This window comes from Streptomyces sp. NPDC018610, from assembly GCF_044391765.1.
Lineage (GTDB): Bacteria > Actinomycetota > Actinomycetes > Streptomycetales > Streptomycetaceae > Streptomyces.
Genome location: NZ_JBISAL010000005.1, coordinates 85,944 through 102,494 on the forward strand (window position 1 = coordinate 85,944; position 16,551 = coordinate 102,494).

Sequence of the window (16,551 nt, forward strand, 5' to 3'; positions counted from 1 at the left end):
CCGCCGGTACGTCCCTCCCCCGCGCCCCTCACACCGTGCCGAACAGGGCGTCGAGCCCCCGTTCGACGGCCGCGCCGATGTCCTCCCGGCCGGGCGCGACCACCGCGTGGGTCCGCAGCAGGAAGCGGCGCAGGACCGGGGTGTCGAAGCGCAGCAGTGCCATGCCGGAGGGCGAGTGCAGTTCGAGCACCGTACGGGCCTCGCCGCAGGGCCACAGCCGCACGTCCCCCGTTCCGGCGGGCCGGCCGAGCCCTTCCTCCAGCAGGGACCGGGCGAACGTCCAGGAGACGTCCTCGCCGTCGAGGGAGGCCTCGGGCGGGAAGTCCACGTGCACGGCCAGCGGATCCGCGGCGGCGTAGCGCAGTGTGGCGCGCACGGCGAGTTCCCGCTCGTCCATGGTGATCAGGCGGGCGCTGGCGGGCTGTTCGAGGGTGATGTCCATGATCGGTTCCCCCCTGCGGGTCGACGGTCGGCCGGTTTCGCCGTGTCTTTTTAGGACCCCGAGGGTGCCGTTCCCGGTACGCCCCGACCGACGGCAATTATGTGACCTGCATCACATTTTCTCGGGAGCGCGCCGGTGGCCGGTCGAGAGGGAACACATAACCGTCGAACGCACTCTTGATTGCCTCGCCGAGCTTACGTACGACACGTCAATTCACGTACTCCGCATACGATTCGGGTGCCCGGCCGCGTACACGGAAGGGGTCGTGGGGCCGCACCCGGAAGACGCTGGCATATGCCAGAAGCACCACCGTATCGGGTGTCGCCGAATCCCTTACGGGCCGTCGCCCGCTGTGCCAGAGTCGTAACGGCCCTCCCGCCGCCCCGGCCCTACCGTCCTCGCATCGGAGTGCGTCATGCCGTTCCCCCTCTCCGCGGGCCGCTCACCCGCCCGGCCGCCGGACCGCGGCGCGGTCGACGCCCTGATCTCCCAGGCGCGCCGGCTCCAGGGCGAGGTGGACGCCGTGCGGCGCGAGGCTCCGGAGGACACCGCGGATCCGCAGGGCCGGTGGGAGCGCGCCCTGTGCGACCTGGCGCTGCACCAACTCCAGGACCTCGACGAGCACTTGGCTCAGCTGAGGGACGGCCCGCCCCCGCTGCCCGTCGCCGCCCCCGGCGACGCGGCGCCCACCGGATCCGGGGAACCGGCCGGAGCCCCGCGGGGTTCCCTTCTCAGCCGGGTCGGCAGCGCGGAGTGGAATCTGCTCACGGACGAGGCGGGCTGGTCCGCCGAGCTCTACCGGATCCTCGGCCTCGACCCCGCCGGCCCCGCGCTCACCCTCGACGAACTGCCCTCCCTGGTGCTCGACGAGGACCGCCCCCGGCTGACCGCGCTGGTCACCGACTGTCTGGTCGACGCCCGGCCCGTCGACGGGGAGTTCCGCGTCGTACGGCCGGACGGCGCGGTGCGCACGGTGCACATGATGGGCGAGCCCGTGCTCGACGCCGACGGCGCCACCGCCTCCATGTGGGCCGTGCTGCGCGACGTCAGCGAACTGCGCCGGAGCCAGTCGGCGGTGCGCGAGACCCGTGACTCGCTGCGCCACCACCGGCACCTGACGCACACCGGGCACCGGCTCGCGGTCGAGCCGCGGGAAACCGCCCCGCCCCTGTGGCAGGCCTTCCCGCGGCTCCCGCGCCAGGGCCGCCCCGCACTCGACCTGGCGGCCGGCCGCCCGGCCGCCGCGGACGGGCCGTCGCCGGAGGGCTGGTGCGACGCGCTCGAACTGGCCGACGGCGACACCATGCTCACCGTAGGCGGCCTCACCGGCCCCGAGCAGGCCGGCGGGGCCGACACGGCCATGCTGCTGGGCACCCTGCGCGGCATGGCGATGGCGGGCACCGGCCCGGCCCGGCAACTGGCCCGGCTCGACCGGCTGCTGGACACCGCCACCGCCCGGCCGGTCCTCGTCGGCGCCGTCTGCTGCCGCTACCGGCCGGCCTCCCGCACCCTCCTGTGGGCACGGACGGCACACCCCGCCCCGCTGCTGTTCCGCGACGGGACGGGGCGCGTGCTCGAGGCGCCGGAAGGCCCCCCGCCCCGCGCCGCCTCGCGGACACCGGACGGCGCCCCGTCCACCGTCCCCCGGGACGCCGTCCCCGGGCAGGCCGAGGAGACCCTCGACGCCGGTGACCTCCTCCTGCTGCACACCGGGAGACCCGCGCCCGGGCTCGACGAGGCGGGCACCGTGGACCGCCTGCTCCGGCTCGCCCCTCGGTTCCGCACGGCGCGCAGCGCGCAGGACTGTGTGCGGGCCGTCGTGGAGGAGTTCGGCGAGGACGGGTACGCGGACGGCTTCTGCGTGCTCGTCGCCAGGGTGATGCCGTAACCGGCGCACAGGTGCGAGGCGCTCCGCCGGAGCGCGGCACCGCTACGCCGGTGCGCTGCCGGGGCCCTTGCCCCTCGGCTTGGGCAGGACCTGCCGGATCTCCTCCCGCAGCTCGTGGATCTTCGGGTAGTTCGCGTACTGGGCGGTGAGCCGGTACATCTCCCGCAGCCGGTCCCAGGTGCGCCGCGAGGAGTTCGACCCCATCGCCATCAGGGCCAGCCGCGCGTACCCGACCGCCTGTTCGGGATCGTCCGCGATGAAGCAGGCCGAGGCCATGGACAGATGGTCGAAGATCTTCGACCGCTCCCGGCCGTCGACCCGCAGCGCGAGGGCCTTCTCCGCGTAGTACCGGGCGTGCGCCGCCGCGGCCGGGTCGGACTCCGCGAGCGTGCGGTACGCGAGCGCCTGCATCCCGTACAGGTCCTCGTCCTTGAAGGTCTGCATCCAGTCCAGCGGCTCCGCGTCGCCCCGCGCGGAGACGAAGAGGTCCTCCGCCTGGCCGAGGGTGCGCCGCATGGCCTGTCCCTTGCCCATCGCCGCCTGCGCCCAGGCCTCGATGGTGTGGAACATGGCCTTGGTGCGCGGCTGCAGACGGTCGCCCGAACCGGACTGGGCGAGTTTCATCAGGTCCAGCGCGTCGTCGGGCCGGCCCAGGTGCACCATCTGGCGTGCGGCGCGGGACAGCGCCTCGCCGGCCCGCGGCCGGTCACCGCCCTCCCGCGCGGCGTGCGCGGCGATGACGAAGTACTTCTGGGCGGTCGGCTCCAGGCCCACGTCGTGGGACATCCAGCCCGCCAGGACGGCCAGGTTGGCCGCGACGCCCCACAGGCGGCGCTGGAGGTGGGGCGGGTGACGGTAGGCGAGCATGCCGCCCACCTCGTTCAGCTGGCCGACCACCGCCTTGCGTTGCAGTCCGCCGCCGCGGGCCGCGTCCCACGCCCGGAACACCTCCACGGAGTGTTCCAGTTCCTCGACCTCCTGCGCCCCGACGGGGGCGGCGTCGTAGCGGTCGAACCCGGCGGGGTCGGCGTGCAGGGGTCGGTGGAGTTCGGGGGCGTCGGCCTTCAAGGTCGGGTCGGTGTGCAGCCAGTCGTGCATGGCGCCGCTGAGTGCGGATCCCGCGGTGAGCGCGGCACCCGCGCCCACCAAGCCGCGTCGGTTGAGCATGAGGTCCATTCCCGTGAATTCGGTGAGGACCGCGGCGGTCTGCTCGGGCGCCCACGGCACACCGTCGGGATGTTCCACGTCCCCGGCGCCCTGCCGTTTCCCCGCACGCCCGTGCCGTACCAGACCGAGGTCCTCGATGGTCACGACACGGCCGAGACGCTCGGTGAACAGGGCCGCCAGCACCCGGGGCACGGGATCGCGCGGGATCTCTCCCATGTCGATCCAACGCCGTACCCGGGAGGTGTCGGTCGCCAGCTGGGGGTGGCCCATGGCCGCCGCCTGCCGGTTGACCAGCCTCGCGAGTTCTCCCTTGGACCAGCCGGCCAGGCCGAACAGGTCCGCGAGACGGGTGTTGGGTTGTCCTGTCACGTCAAGCCCCCAGGTACTCGGCTGAGTTGACAGTAGACCCGGTGGGAGTTGCCGGGCGACTATTCGCCAGGGTTCGCCAGGGTGCGCCAGATGGTGTGCCACTGGGCGCCGGGTGTCAGGTAGGAACGCGCCACCCCGACCCGGTCGCCGAGGGACATTCCCCAGGGTGCACCCGGGTGACCGGGCCGGGCAGCGCGCGTCAGCAGCAGGCACACGAAGGGATCTGTCTCGCCCATGTACGCAGCATCGTCCTCCGTGTCCGCCCCGCCCCGGCCGCTGCGCCCCCGCCCGGGCGTCGGCGTCCCCTACCTCGACCCCGCGCGTCCGGCGGCGGCCCCCGCACTCGGTGTGGGCCGGCCGCGGCGCGCCCCGGGGCCCGGCACGCAGCCGCTCAGCGGCCGGCTGGACCTGTCCGGCCCGCAGGGCGCCCAGCTGCGCACGGCGCTCGCCTCGGTGCAGCGGATCTGCCCGGAGTTCGCCCCGGTGCAGGTGCTGCGCCGCAGCGGGCGGTCCGTCCTCCTGGTCGGAACGACCGGGCGCAGCACGGCCGTCGCCAAGTGTTTACTGGACCACTCCCCCGCCTGGGCCGAGCGGTACCGGCACGAGATAGCGGCATACCGCTCGTTCGTCCGGCACCGGCCTCCGGTCCGCGTGCCCCGGCTGATCGCGGCGGACCCGGACAACTGCACGCTGGTCGTCGAGCGCACACCGGGCCGGGTGGCCGCTCTCCAGCGGCACCCGGTGGAGACCCCGCCGCGGGCGGACATCCGGGCGGCCCTCGCCGCCATCTGCCGGCTCAACGCCTGGCGGCCCCCGGCGGGCACCTTCGACGCACCGCTGGACTACGCCGCCCGCATCTCGCGCTATCACGAGTTGGGGCTGCTCACCGACCGGGATCTCGGCGATCTGCAGAAGCTGCTGCACGGCATCGCGCACGCCGCCGGCCGCCAGGGCATGGGCCAGTTCTGCCACGGCGACGCGTTGCTCGCGAACATCCTGCTCTCACCGGCCGGTCCGGTGCTGGTGGACTGGGAGCACGCGGGCTGGTACCTGCCGGGCTACGACCTGGCGACGCTGTGGTCGGTGCTCGGGGACGCGCCGGTGGCGCGGCGGCAGATCAGCCAGCTCGCCCAGGCGGGCGGCCCGGCCGCCCGGGACGCGTTCCTGGTGAACCTGATGCTCGTGCTCACCCGTGAGATCCGCACCTACGAGACGGCCGTGCAGCGCTCGATGAGCGATCCCGCCCCGGCCGCCGCGAGCGGCACGCACCCGGGCGCCGTGCCGTCCGGGGAGGAGCAGCGGCTGCTGCTGCGACGCCTGCACGACGACTGCCAGCTGGCCCGCCGGGCCGTGCGCGCGGCGGTCGGCACCCGCTGACGCGGACGGAGGTCCGCGGCGCTTCCCGCCCTCGGCGGCGCGTCGCGGACCTCCGTCGTGTCCGGCCTGCGGCCGTGTCGCGGACTCCTGTTTCCGCGACGCTCACCGTGGCGGCCATTGGTGTACGCCACTGACGCTCCGCAGGCCTGCGGGCCGCCGCCCGGAAACTCGCCGGAACCCCGCTTGACATGGGAAATCGCCTTCGCGCCCGCATGATTGACGGATCGTCGGCCAGCCGGTACCACTGATCCACGCCGGCCCCGCACGCCCCGCCACGCCCGAGCGCCCCAGGAGGCTGCATTGCGAGGATCCGCCACCGACCCCAGTACCGCCCCCGGCCGCAGACCCGCGCTGGTCCGCGGGCGCACGCGCAGGACGGCGGCCGCGGCCGTCGCCTCCGCGGCGCTGCTGCTGCCGCTGCTCGGCGCGGCCCCGTCCGCCGGCGCGACCGCGTCGGGCGCCGGGGACGACACCGGGCGCCTGCAGCGGGCGTTCGCCTCCGCCGCGGCCGAGTACCACGTGCCGCTCAGTGTGCTGCTGGGCGTCTCCTACCTCCAGTCGCGGTGGGACGGGCACGACGGCGCCCCGAGTGTGACCGGCGGCTACGGCCCGATGCACCTGACCGACGCGCGCACCGCCCTCACCCGCGTCTCGCACCACGGCGGGAGCACCGAGGACGCGCGCGGCGACAGCGCACGCCCCGCCCTGCACCCCACTGCGACAGTGCCCACCCCCTCCCAGCTGCCGGCCCGGCTGAAGACCCTCACCGCGGCGGCCGGGCTGACCGGCATCGCCGCCGAGCGGCTGCGCACCGACGAGTCGGCGAACATCGAGGGCGGCGCGGCCCTGCTGGCCGACGCCCAGAAGAAGCTCGGCGAACCGCTGAGCGCGGACCCGGCCGACTGGTACGGGGCCGTGGCCCGCTTCTCCGGCGCGGACGACAGCGCGACGGCGGCGGCCTACGCGAACGACGTGTACGACGTGATCCGCTCCGGCGAGCGGCGCACCACGGACACCGGGCAGCGCGTCGTCCTGGCCGCCCGGCCGCGGCTCGCCGCGCACACCGCGCAGCTGGCGCGGACCGGCCTCAGGCAGGTCTCGGCGGCCGGCACCGAGTGCCCGTCCACGGTGTCCTGCGAGTGGATCCCGGCGCCCTACCAGGAGTTCGGGGGCGACGACTACGGCAACCACGACCTGGGCCGGCGGCCTCAGTCGGAGCGCATCCGGTACATCGTCGTCCACGACACCGAGGGCACCTGGGACGGTGTGATCAACCTGGTGCAGGACCCGACCTATGTGTCGTGGAACTACACGCTGCGCTCCACCGACGGCCACATCGCCCAGCACGTGAAGGCCGAGGACGTGGCCTGGCACGCGGGGAACTGGTACGTCAACGCCACCTCGATCGGCCTGGAGCACGAGGGCTTCCTCGCCGCGCCGGACGCCTGGTACACGGAGGCGATGTACCGCTCCTCGGCCCGGCTGGTGAAGTACCTCGCCGGCAAGTACGGCATTCCGCTGGACCGGCAGCACATCCTGGGCCACGACACGGTGCCGGGCCCGACCACCTCCTCCATCCCCGGCATGCACACCGACCCGGGCCCCTACTGGGACTGGCGGCACTACTTCGAGCTGCTGGGCCGTCCCTTGGAGCCGAGCGCCGGCAAGAACGGCGGCCTGGTGACCATCCGCCCGGACTACGCGGCCAACCGGCCCGACTACACCGGTTGCGACACGCCCGGACAGCCGTGCGCCGCGCACGGTTCCAGCGAGGTGCGGCTGTACTCGCAGCCCGACACCTCGTCACCGCTGATCAAGGACATCGGCCTGCGTCCGGACGGCGGCGACTCCACGACCGACGTGAACGACGTGGCCTCGCGGGTGGAGACCGGGCAGCAGTACGCGGTCGCCGGGCGGCAGGGCGACTGGACGGCGATCTGGTACCTGGGCCAGAAGGCCTGGTTCCAGAACCCGGCGAAGCAGGCCACGGCCGTGAACGCGGCCGGTCTGGTGGTGACGCCGAAGGCCGGGGTGGACAGTGTGCCGGTGTACGGACGGGCGTACCCGGAGAAGGAGGCCTACCCGGCGGACGTGCCGGCGCAGGCGGTCAGCCCGCTGCCGTACAAGCTGCTCGCGGGCCAGAAGTACGTGGTCGGCGACGTGGTGCCGGGCGAGTACTTCTACTCGGTGACCTTCACCGAGGACTCGCACAAGGTGGTGGTCGGCAAGGACCTCTATTACGAGATCCAGTTCGGCCACCGGGTGGAGTTCGTGCGGGCCGCGGACGTGCGGCTGCAGCCGTCGGGGCTGTGACGGTGCGCGGGACCGGCCCGGGCGGGGCCGGTCCCGCGTGTCACGTCCGCCCGGTCAGCCCTGCTGGAAGAGTTCGGCCGGCAGCGGCTTGAGGAGGGCGTAGAGGTCGTCGGTGATCGGGCGGTCCCAGGCGGCGATGGTGACCAGGACGCCGTCGCTGCGGTCGAACTGGACGCAGGAGATCCGGCTCTCCGACAGCTTCAGGCGGCGCACGATCAGGAGGTTGTCGCCCTGGAGCACCGGCATGTCCTCGGTGCCCACGACGATGACCTCCTCGTCGTTCTCCAGGGCCAGCAGCAGTTGGGCCACCTCGAAGGGGACCTCGCCCTCGGAGACGTCGCGGGCCGGGGATCCCTCGGGGAGATTCCCGATGATCATCGCGGTGCCCCGGCCGCCGAACAGGTCGTAGCGCAGGAAGACGCCCTGGCAGCTGCCGTCGGGAGCGGGCAGCAGCCCGGCGCCGAGATTGCCGGGCCAGTCACCCGGGTCCATGGCCAGGACGTCGAAGTCGGGCCCGGCGGGGGTGGCGCTGCGGCGACGGAGGAACGACATGCCGCCATGGTACGTGCCCACGCCCGCCCCGCGACGTACGGGCGACCCCCGACCGGGGGGCCCTGCCGGGGACTTCGGCGGGGCTCCCCCGGGGCGGCCGCCTGCCGGGGCCACGATCTGCCGGGGTGCCTCCCCGCCGGACCACGGGTCCGCCGGGGCTGCTCCAGCCGGGGGTCGTCCTTCCACGGTCTCCCCGCCAAGGGCGCGCTCGGGTCCGGAGGTCGCCGGCGTCGGGCGCCTCCCGCCGGGCGCCCTCCCGGCCGGGCGGACCCGCCGGGACTTCATCCGGAGGGACGACTCGCGAGGGGACGCCCGTGAGTAGCGGACCACTGTGTGCGGCGGCCGTGCTCGTGTGCCGCGCCCGGCCGGTCCGTCCGCCGGCCCCCGGGCGTGATCGGCGGGCGGGCCGGGCGGGAGGCCGTCTTCACTCCTCCGGCGGGGCGGGGGGCACGACCGCGATGGGGCTCACCGCGTGCAGCAGCACCGCGTGGGTCACGGAGCCGAGCATGCGGGCCGGCGCGAGCAGCCGCCGCCGGTGGCGTCCCACCACGACGAGGTCGGCCTCCTGGGAGGCCGCGACCAGTTGGCCGGCCGCGTCGCCTGGCGCCACGGTCAGATCGGCCGGCACCTCGGCGTGCCGGGCGCGGTGCGGGGCGAGGAAGCCTTCGACCAGGGTCCGGGTCTCGTTCTCCACGGCGTCCTGGTCGATGACCGGCGGAGCGATCTCGCCGGGCATCAGCCACTGCTGCCCGGGCCACGGATAGGCGGCGAGCACCTGGAGCCGGGCCCCGCGCAGGGCTGCCTCGGTGAAGGCGAAGGCGAGCACGGCCTCGTCGGGGCTGTCGACGTTCACGCCGACGACCACGCGCGGTCCCGGACCGGCCTGCGCCTCGCCCTGCGCCGCACGGCCGGGCCGGGGCACCACGACGACCGGGCAGTCGGCGTCGCGGGCGACGGCGAGGCCGTTGGAACCGAGCAGCAGGCTCGCGAAGCCGCCGCGCCCCCGGGAACCGAGCACCAGCAACTGTGCGGTGGCGCCCAGCTCGGGCAGCAGGGCGCCCGGCAGCCCGTCGAGGCCGACGTACCGCACCTCCACGCCCGCCGTGCCCGGGCCGTGCCCCGCCATGTGGGCGCGCGCCTGGTCGAGCACCGGATCCTCGTCGCCCTGCGGCGGCCCCGCGACCAGGACGTCCGGCTGGAACCAGGCGGCGTACTGGCGCACATGGACGGCGTGCAGCGGCGCCTGCCGGCGCCCGGCGGCGTCGAGAGCCCATTCCAGGGCGCGCAGACTGTCGTCGGAGCCGTCGACGGCTGCGACGACCGGAGGGGTGCTCATGGATTCCTCACCTTCGGGTGGCGACCTCGCCCCAGCCGGGGCCGGCCTCAGCCTCGCTCAGGCCGGAGCCCCCGCGGGGCCTTCCTGGCCGCGTGTCCGCGAAAGCGCGGGGAACACCCCCGGATCGGCGTCCCCTCAGGTGAGGTCGAACTCCCCCTCCCGGGCCCCCGACACGAACGCGCCCCACTCCGCCGGGGTGAAGATCAGGGAGGGACTCTCCGGGCGGCCGCTGTTGCGCATCGCGATGAATCCCTCGACAAAGGCGATCTGGACATCCCCCAGGCCACGGCTGCTGGACTGCCACTCGGCGCTGCTGAGGTCCAGCTCCGGCTTGTCCCATCCCGCGAGCGGGTGCTGCTGGACAGTGCTCTCGGCCACGTCCGTGCTCCTCCCGATTCCGTCGTCCGCGGGCCAGCCTAGCGATCGCGCCGGGCCGCCGACAGGCCACGTGAGGGGGACCTTTGAGGAGCCAGGGCGTTCGGAAGGCGCGGTCGGGGCGCCGCCTCTCCCGCCGTGGGCCGCACGGCTCCTGACGGTCCTCGGACAGGGGCGGGGCGGGGCCCCTCGCCAGGACTTTTCTCCGCCGGCCTCTTGCCTGCCGCCCGACGGCCTGGATTACTGTCCCCAACACAACGACCGAATGATCGGTCGACCGTATTGTCATGGTGGGTGAGGGAGAGTCCCGATGGCGGATGCGACGGAGCTGCTGGACTCGGGGGAACGGCTCGACGCCGAAGGGCTGCGGGCGCTGCAGCTGGAGCGGCTGCGGGCCTCGCTGCGGCACGCGTACGAGAACGTGCCGTTCCACCGGGAGTCGTTCGACAAGGCGGGTGTCCGCCCCGAGGACTGCCGCTCCCTCGCCGACCTGGCCCGTTTCCCGTTCACCACCAAGGCGGACCTGCGCGAGAACTACCCGTACGGGATGTTCGCGGTGCCCCGCGAGCGCGTGCGCCGCATCCACGCCTCCAGCGGCACCACCGGGCTCCCCACGGTCGTCGGCTACACCGAGGGCGACCTCGCGATGTGGGCGGACATGGTGGCCCGCTCGCTGCGCGCGGCCGGCGCCCGCTCCGGCGACGTCGTGCACGTGGCGTACGGCTACGGGCTGTTCACGGGCGGGCTGGGCGCGCACTACGGCGCCGAGCGGCTCGGTTGCACGGTCGTCCCCGCCTCCGGCGGCATGACCGCCCGCCAGGTGCGGCTGATCCAGGATCTGAAGCCGAGGATCATCATGGTGACGCCGTCGTACATGCTCACCCTGCTCGACGAGTTCGAGCGGCAGGGCGTCGATCCGCGCTCCACCTCGCTCCAGGTCGGCGTCTTCGGGGCCGAGCCGTGGACCGAGGGGATGCGGCGGGAGATCGAGGAGCGGTTCGGGATCGACGCGGTCGACATCTACGGGCTGTCGGAGGTGGTCGGCCCGGGTGTCGCTCAGGAGTGCGTGGAGACCAAGGACGGCCTGCACATCTGGGAGGACCACTTCTTCCCCGAGGTCGTCGACCCGATCACCGGCGAGGTGCTGCCCGAGGGCGAGGAGGGGGAACTGGTGTTCACCTCGCTCACCAAGGAGGCGATGCCGGTGATCCGCTACCGGACCCGGGACCTGACCCGGCTGCTGCCGGGCACGGCGCGGGTCTTCCGGCGCATGGAGAAGATCACCGGCCGCAGCGACGACATGGTCATCCTGCGCGGGGTGAACGTCTTCCCGACCCAGATCGAGGAGATCGTCCTGCGCACCCCGGGCGTCGCCCCGCACTTCCAGCTGCGGCTGACCCGCGAGGGCCGCCTCGACGCCCTCACCGTCCGGGCCGAGGCCCGCCCCGACGCGGCTGCCGAGGTGCGGGAGGCCGCCGCCCGGTCCATCGCGGCGGCGGTGAAGGACGGCGTCGGGGTCTCGGTCGCGGTGGAGATCGTGGCCCCGGAGTCCCTGGAGCGGTCGGTGGGCAAGATCAGGCGGATCGTGGACCTGCGCCCGTGACGCGTGTGCGCAGGTGCAGGTGGCCGTCGAGAGGATGCCGCGGGGGCGCGGCCGGCAAGGTCGCGGTCAGGTCGTAGGCGCACTTGTGGGCGACCCGGCAGGACGCCGTGTTGTCGATGCTGTGCAGGAGTTCCAGGCGGGTGAGCCCCTGGCCGGCGAACGCGGTGAAGGCCCAGTCGGTCAGGGCCTCGAGGGCCCGGGGCGCCACGCCCCGGCCGCGCGCGTGCGCCGCCGTCCAGTAGCCGACCTCGGCCGTGGCCGCGCCGGGGGTCACGCCCTTGACGACCGCGTGTCCCGCCAGACGCTCCTGTCCCTCCCGCCCCGCGGTGTCCGGGCATTCGACGACGGCGAACGCGAACCGGTCGCCCGCCTCCCAGTGCCGCCCCTGCTCCTGGATCCACCGGGCCGCGCCCGCCTCGTCGGCGACGGTGTGCAGCAGATGGCGGCGCAGGGCCTCGTCCCGGTGCAGCCGGGCCAGTTCGGCGGCGTCCGCGGGGCCCCACCGGCGCAGCAGGAGCGCGGGGGCCGTCGCGGTGGCCCCGGCCGTCAGTCGGTCGGCGATCTCGTTCGTCGGCATGCGCGTCATCCTGCCGCACGCGCGTTCGGCCGCGCCGGGGGCGTCACTCGGGGCCGCGGGGCCGGTCCCGCAGCTCCCGCTTGAGGATCTTGCCGCTGGCGTTGCGCGGCAGCTCCCGCACGAAGAAGACCCGCTTGGGCGCCTTGAAGGAGGCGAGCGCCTCGCGGGCGTGGGCGATCAACTCCGCCTCGGTGACCTCGCCGCGCCGGACGACGAACGCCGTGACGGCCTCGATCCAGCGTTCGTCGGGAAGGCCGACCACGGCCGCCTCGGCGACCTGGGGGTGCGTGTACAGCGCGTCCTCGACCTGGCGGGAGGCGACCAGCACGCCGCCGGAGTTGATGACGTCCTTCACCCGGTCGACGATCGTGTGGTACCCGTGCGCGTCGCGTACGGCGAGGTCGCCGGAGCGGAACCAGCCGTCGCGGAAGGCCGCGGCCGTCTCCTCGGGCTTGTCCCAGTAGCCCTCGCACAGCTGCGGGGAGCGGTAGACGATCTCGCCGGGTGTGCCGTCGGGGACGTCCTTGCCGTCCTCGTCGACCACCCGCGCGTCCACGAAGAGCACGGGGCGGCCGCAGGAGTCCATCCGGCCGGTGTGCTCGTCGGGGCCGAGGACCATGGCCAGCGGGCCGATCTCGCTCTGCCCGAAGCAGTTGTAGAAGGCCAGTCCCGGCAGGCGGGCGCGCAGCCGTTCCAGGACGGGCACCGGCATGACGGAGGCGCCGTAGTACGCCTTGCGCAGCCCGCCGAGGTCGCGGGTGGCGAAGTCGGGGCGGCCGGCCAGCGCGATCCAGACCGTGGGCGGGGCGAACAGGCTGTCCGCGCGTCCCGCCTCGACGAGGTCGAGGATCCGGTCGCCGTCCGGGGCGTCGAGCACGATGTTGGTCGCGCCGACGGCGAGGTACGGCAGCAGGAACACGTGCATCTGGGCCGAGTGGTAGAGGGGGAGCGAGTGCACGGGCCGGTCCCCCGCCCGCAGGTCGAGGGCGGTGATCGCGCTCAGGTACTCGTGGATCAGTGCGCGGTGGGTCATCATCGCGCCCTTGGGCAGGGCGGTGGTGCCCGAGGTGTAGAGCAGCTGCACCAGATCCTCGGCGCGCGGCTCGGGCCCGTCGTACGGCAGGGTGTCGGGCAGCCGGGCGAGCAGCGAGTCGGCGGTGTCGCGCAGCGGGAGCGACGCGGTGCCCGCCGGCAGCCGCCCGGAGAGGTCCGGGTCGGCGAGGACGAGGGCGCTGCCGGACTGCGCGACGACGTAGGCGAGGTCCGCGCCGGTGAGGTTCTGGTTGACCGGCACGTGCACCAGGCCGGCGCGGGCGCAGGCGAGGAAGGCGATCAGGTAGGCGTCGGAGTTGTGGGCGTAGGCGCCGACCCGGTCGCCGGCGGCCAGACCCCGGCCGAGCAGGACGTTCGCCGCGCGGGAGACGGCGTCGTCGAGTTCGGCGTACGTCCAGGAGCGCGCGCCGTACTCGACGGCGACCCGCGCCGGGGTGCGGCGGGCGCTGCGCCGCAGGATTCCGTCGACCGTGCTGCCGTGACCAGGCGTCATGGCAGGAGATCCTGGGCCCCCGGCGGGACGAGGTCAAGCACTCGTGTCCCGGCTCCTCGCGGCGGGCCGCCGACGGCCGGGGGGAGCCTGCGGTCACGGGCGAGGCCCGCCGTCCGGTGAGGGCGGCGGGCCTGCCGAGGAGAGCGGGGGCGTCACTCGTTGAAGACGGCTTTCTGCACCTCGTTCGGTCCGTCGAAGTGGTCCTGCTTCAGGCCGTCGAGCCGACTGACGATCTTGTCGTTGGCCTTGTTCTCGCGGGCGCGGTCCACCAGGTGCTGCTTGTCCGTGGGGTAGTCCATGCCGCTGAGGGCCTTCTGGAGGTCGATGGGGCTGAGGTCGGCCATGGGAGCCTCCCGGGGGGGGTGGTGCGGCCGCCGCGCGGGCGGCCGGGTCGTACTGGGTCGTCCTTCGCCTGTCGGAGTGCCCAGTGCGGGCGGAGGCATTCAGCCGCCCGGTCGCCGCGGTCCCTCCAGCACCGCCATGGCCGCGTTGTGCCCGGGCACCCCGCTCACGCCGCCACCGCGCACCGCGCCCGCGCCGCACAGCAGCACGTTCGCGTGCCGGGTCTCCACTCCCCAGCGGCCCGTACCGTCCTGGGCGTAGGGCCAGCTCAGCGCGCGGTGGAAGATGTGGCCGCCGGGCAGGCCGAGGTCCCGTTCCAGGTCCAGCGGGGTCTTCGCCTCGATGCAGGGCCGTCCCTCGGCGTCGGTCGCCAGGCAGTCGGCGAGCGGTTCGGCGAGGTGGGCGTCGAGCTGGGCGAGCGTGGACTTCAGCAGTTCCTCCCGGACGGCGTCGTTGTGGTCGGTGAAGAGCCGGGCGGGGGTGTGCAGGCCGAAGAGGGTGAGCGTCTGGCAGCCCCGCTCGGCCAGGCCGGGGCCGAGGATCGTGGGATCGGTCAGGGAGTGGCAGTAGATCTCGCAAGGCGGCGCGGCGGGCGGCCGGCCTGCGGCGGCCTCGGCGTGGGCGGCGGCGAGCTGCCGGTAGCCCTCGGCGATGTGGAAGGTGCCGGCGAACGCCTCACGCGGGTCGACGGAGGTGTCGCGGAGCCGGGGCAGCCGCTTGAGCAGCATGTTCACCTTCAGCTGGGCGCCCTCGGCCGGCTCGGGCGGCTCCTGGCCGGTCAGTGCGGCGAGGGCCTGCGGGGAGGCGTTGACCAGGACGTGCCGGGCGCCGACGGTGCCCTCGCGGCCGTCGCGGCCCCGGTGGACGACCTCGGCGTGGCGGCCGTCGGTCGCCACCCGCAGCACCTCGTGGCCGGTGACGATGCGGGCGCCCGCCGCGCGTGCCGCGTCGCCGAGGGCGTCGGTCAGGGCGCCCATGCCGCCGACCGGCACGTCCCAGGCGCCGGTCCCGCCGCCGATCACGTGGTACAGGAAGCACCGGTTCTGCGCGAGGGACGGGTCGTGGGCGTCGGCGAAGGTGCCGATGAGGGCGTCGGTGAGGACGACCCCGCGCACCAGATCGTCGGCGAAGCGTTCCTCGACGGCGACGCCGATCGGCTCCTCGAACAGGATCCGCCAGGCCTCCTCGTCGTCGACGCGGCGGCGCAGTTCCCCGCGGGTGGGCAGCGGCTCGGTGAGGGTGGGGAACACACGCCGGGCGACACGGCCGGTCATGCCGTAGAAGCGCCGCCAGGACTCGTACTCCCGGTCGGAGCCGGTCAGCCGGGCGAAGGAGTGGCGGGTGCGTTCCTCACCGCCGCCGACGAGCAGGCCGGTGGGCCGGCCTGACCGCTCGACGGGCGTGTACGAGGAGATGGCGCGGGTGCGCAGCCGGACGTCGAGGCCGAGATCCTGGACGATCTTGTGGGGCAGCAGGCTGACCAGGTAGGAGTAGCGGGACAGCCGGGCGTCCACGCCGGTGAACGGGCGGGTGGAGACGGCCGCGCCGCCGGTGTGCTCCAGCCGCTCCAGCACCAGCACCGAGCAGCCGGCCCGGGCCAGGTAGGCGGCGGCGACCAGCCCGTTGTGCCCGCCGCCGACGATCACCGCGTCGTAGGTGCCGTCCGGGACGGGTGTGCCGCCCGGTGCCACGTGTGCGCTCATGGCTCTTGGTAGCACGCGCTGATCCGCGTCGGCCAGGGTGCGTGCCGGGCGGGCTAACGGCCGGTTCTGTTCGGTGCCGGACGCTTTCCGTACGGCGCCGGACGCGCCTGGGGCCCGAGTCTGGCCACCGCCCGCAGGACGTGTCGGGGCGGGAGCTGCCAGCGCACTCCCGCGGGGATGCCGCGCAGCAGGGTGCCGGTCGTCCGCAGCCGGCGGGTGACCACGGCGGGCGCGGGCGCGGCTCTGCCGTACAGCTCGTGGGCGTACGGCGGCAGGGAGGCGTACGCCAGGTGCGCCACGCGCCGCCACAGCACCTCGCGCGCCGGGACGAGCAGGGGGTGTGCCGGCGGCCGGAGCAGGAAGTCGTCCACCGCGCGCGCGTCGGCTCCGGCGGCGAGCCCGGGGCGCACCGCCTCGAAGTAGGCGGCCAGCTCGGCGCGGCTCGCGGGCACGGCGGCGGGGTCGAGGCCGACCAGCCGGGCGCTCACGCGGTGTTCGGCGACGTAGCGGTCCGCCTCGGTGTCGGTGAGCGGGAATCCGGAGCGGCGCAGCACGTGCAGATAGGAGTCGATCTCCGCGCAGTGCACCCACAGCAGCAGCTCGGGCGCGTCGATCGCGTACCGCTCCCCCGTGGACGGGTCGCCGGCCGACAGCAGGCGGTGGATCCCGCGCACCCGTGCGCCGGCGCGTTCGGCGGCCTCGGTGGTGCCGTACGTGGTCGTCCCGACGAAGTCGGCGGTGCGTCTGAGCCGGCCCCAGGCGTCGCGCCGGAAGTCGGAGTTCTCCATCACCCCGCGGACCGCGCGCGGGTGCAGGGCCTGGAGGTACAGCGCCCGGATGCCGGCGATCCACATCATGGGGTCGCTGTGCGCTTGCCAGGTCACCGAGTCGGGGCCGAAGAGCCCGGGGTCCGCGGGTATGGTCTCCATCCGCTCCATCCTGGCAGGCCAGCGCCGCGGGG

Annotated in this window: 15 protein-coding genes; 4 read left to right on the top strand and 11 right to left on the bottom strand. The window is 74.4% G+C overall.

Going from position 1 to position 16,551, the window contains the following annotated elements; translation table 11 throughout:
• Positions 1–28: 28 nt before the first annotated feature.
• Positions 29–442 carry an SsgA family sporulation/cell division regulator gene (locus tag ACH5A8_RS14560; RefSeq protein WP_399001680.1) on the bottom strand — a complete coding sequence of 138 codons (414 nt, stop codon included), beginning with the start codon at positions 440–442 and terminating at the stop codon, positions 29–31.
• A 415-nt stretch (positions 443–857) separates the two neighbouring features.
• Between ACH5A8_RS14560 and ACH5A8_RS14565 the strand changes: the two genes are divergently transcribed.
• Complete coding sequence (locus ACH5A8_RS14565; protein ID WP_399001682.1) at positions 858–2,330, top strand: SpoIIE family protein phosphatase; 1,473 nt, start codon at positions 858–860, stop codon at positions 2,328–2,330.
• Positions 2,331–2,372: 42 nt separating this feature from the next.
• Here the strand turns inward: ACH5A8_RS14565 and ACH5A8_RS14570 are convergent, their stop codons facing one another.
• On the bottom strand, positions 2,373–3,866 hold the full coding sequence (locus tag ACH5A8_RS14570; RefSeq protein ID WP_399001684.1) for a hypothetical protein: 1,494 nt from the start codon (positions 3,864–3,866) through the stop codon (positions 2,373–2,375).
• Between the two features lie 59 nt (positions 3,867–3,925).
• Entirely contained in the window at positions 3,926–4,102 is a 177-nt protein-coding gene (locus ACH5A8_RS14575; RefSeq protein ID WP_399001686.1) for a hypothetical protein, read from the bottom strand.
• Between ACH5A8_RS14575 and ACH5A8_RS14580 the strand changes: the two genes are divergently transcribed.
• Positions 4,101–5,243 carry an aminoglycoside phosphotransferase family protein gene (locus ACH5A8_RS14580; RefSeq protein WP_399001688.1) on the top strand — a complete coding sequence of 381 codons (1,143 nt, stop codon included), beginning with the start codon at positions 4,101–4,103 and terminating at the stop codon, positions 5,241–5,243. The two genes, ACH5A8_RS14575 and ACH5A8_RS14580, sit on opposite strands and share 2 nt — an antisense overlap.
• 300 nt (positions 5,244–5,543) lie before the next feature.
• Complete coding sequence (locus ACH5A8_RS14585; protein WP_399001690.1) at positions 5,544–7,556, top strand: N-acetylmuramoyl-L-alanine amidase; 2,013 nt, start codon at positions 5,544–5,546, stop codon at positions 7,554–7,556.
• Between the two features lie 54 nt (positions 7,557–7,610).
• On the opposite strand, the gene ACH5A8_RS14590 is transcribed toward ACH5A8_RS14585, so the two are convergent.
• The 3 genes from ACH5A8_RS14590 to ACH5A8_RS14600 form a co-directional block, all read right to left on the bottom strand.
• Entirely contained in the window at positions 7,611–8,108 is a 498-nt protein-coding gene (locus ACH5A8_RS14590) for a hypothetical protein (protein ID WP_399001692.1), read from the bottom strand.
• A 424-nt stretch (positions 8,109–8,532) separates the two neighbouring features.
• On the bottom strand, positions 8,533–9,444 hold the full coding sequence (locus ACH5A8_RS14595; protein ID WP_399001694.1) for a universal stress protein: 912 nt from the start codon (positions 9,442–9,444) through the stop codon (positions 8,533–8,535).
• A gap of 135 nt (positions 9,445–9,579) precedes the next feature.
• Entirely contained in the window at positions 9,580–9,822 is a 243-nt protein-coding gene (locus tag ACH5A8_RS14600) for a DUF397 domain-containing protein (protein ID WP_399001696.1), read from the bottom strand.
• Positions 9,823–10,129: 307 nt separating this feature from the next.
• Between ACH5A8_RS14600 and paaK the strand changes: the two genes are divergently transcribed.
• Positions 10,130–11,422 (top strand): phenylacetate--CoA ligase PaaK, encoded by a 1,293-nt coding sequence (gene paaK, locus ACH5A8_RS14605; protein WP_399001698.1) that lies wholly within the window; start codon positions 10,130–10,132, stop codon positions 11,420–11,422.
• On the opposite strand, the gene ACH5A8_RS14610 is transcribed toward paaK, so the two are convergent.
• The 5 genes from ACH5A8_RS14610 to ACH5A8_RS14630 all read right to left on the bottom strand — a co-directional run bounded on the left by ACH5A8_RS14610 (position 11,394) and on the right by ACH5A8_RS14630 (position 16,519).
• Positions 11,394–11,999, bottom strand: a complete 606-nt coding sequence (locus tag ACH5A8_RS14610; protein WP_399001700.1) for a GNAT family N-acetyltransferase — start codon at positions 11,997–11,999, stop codon at positions 11,394–11,396. The genes paaK and ACH5A8_RS14610 overlap by 29 nt on opposite strands.
• A gap of 43 nt (positions 12,000–12,042) precedes the next feature.
• Positions 12,043–13,545, bottom strand: coding sequence for an acyl-CoA synthetase (locus ACH5A8_RS14615; protein ID WP_399001702.1), 1,503 nt, complete (start codon positions 13,543–13,545; stop codon positions 12,043–12,045).
• 152 nt (positions 13,546–13,697) lie between these two features.
• On the bottom strand, positions 13,698–13,889 hold the full coding sequence (locus ACH5A8_RS14620) for a DUF2795 domain-containing protein (RefSeq protein WP_399001705.1): 192 nt from the start codon (positions 13,887–13,889) through the stop codon (positions 13,698–13,700).
• Between the two features lie 99 nt (positions 13,890–13,988).
• Positions 13,989–15,590: a phytoene desaturase family protein gene (locus ACH5A8_RS14625; protein ID WP_399001707.1), complete on the bottom strand. Its 1,602-nt coding sequence runs from the start codon at positions 15,588–15,590 to the stop codon at positions 13,989–13,991.
• Positions 15,591–15,643: 53 nt separating this feature from the next.
• Positions 15,644–16,519, bottom strand: coding sequence for an oxygenase MpaB family protein (locus tag ACH5A8_RS14630; RefSeq protein WP_399001709.1), 876 nt, complete (start codon positions 16,517–16,519; stop codon positions 15,644–15,646).
• Positions 16,520–16,551 lie beyond the last annotated feature (32 nt).

Excerpts from the sequence above, each read along its gene's own strand:
- ACH5A8_RS14560 (WP_399001680.1), bottom strand. The coding sequence starts at position 442 with ATGGACATCACCCTCGAACAGCCCGCCAGCGCCCGCCTGATCACCATG.
- ACH5A8_RS14565 (WP_399001682.1), top strand. The coding sequence starts at position 858 with ATGCCGTTCCCCCTCTCCGCGGGCCGCTCACCCGCCCGGCCGCCGGAC.
- ACH5A8_RS14580 (WP_399001688.1), top strand. The coding sequence starts at position 4,101 with ATGTACGCAGCATCGTCCTCCGTGTCCGCCCCGCCCCGGCCGCTGCGC.
- ACH5A8_RS14575 (WP_399001686.1), bottom strand. The coding sequence starts at position 4,102 with ATGGGCGAGACAGATCCCTTCGTGTGCCTGCTGCTGACGCGCGCTGCC.
- ACH5A8_RS14590 (WP_399001692.1), bottom strand. The coding sequence starts at position 8,108 with ATGTCGTTCCTCCGTCGCCGCAGCGCCACCCCCGCCGGGCCCGACTTC.
- ACH5A8_RS14595 (WP_399001694.1), bottom strand. The coding sequence starts at position 9,444 with ATGAGCACCCCTCCGGTCGTCGCAGCCGTCGACGGCTCCGACGACAGT.
- paaK (WP_399001698.1), top strand. The coding sequence starts at position 10,130 with ATGGCGGATGCGACGGAGCTGCTGGACTCGGGGGAACGGCTCGACGCC.
- ACH5A8_RS14610 (WP_399001700.1), bottom strand. The coding sequence starts at position 11,999 with ATGCCGACGAACGAGATCGCCGACCGACTGACGGCCGGGGCCACCGCG.
- ACH5A8_RS14615 (WP_399001702.1), bottom strand. The coding sequence starts at position 13,545 with ATGACGCCTGGTCACGGCAGCACGGTCGACGGAATCCTGCGGCGCAGC.
- ACH5A8_RS14620 (WP_399001705.1), bottom strand. The coding sequence starts at position 13,889 with ATGGCCGACCTCAGCCCCATCGACCTCCAGAAGGCCCTCAGCGGCATG.
- ACH5A8_RS14625 (WP_399001707.1), bottom strand. The coding sequence starts at position 15,590 with ATGAGCGCACACGTGGCACCGGGCGGCACACCCGTCCCGGACGGCACC.
- ACH5A8_RS14630 (WP_399001709.1), bottom strand. The coding sequence starts at position 16,519 with ATGGAGACCATACCCGCGGACCCCGGGCTCTTCGGCCCCGACTCGGTG.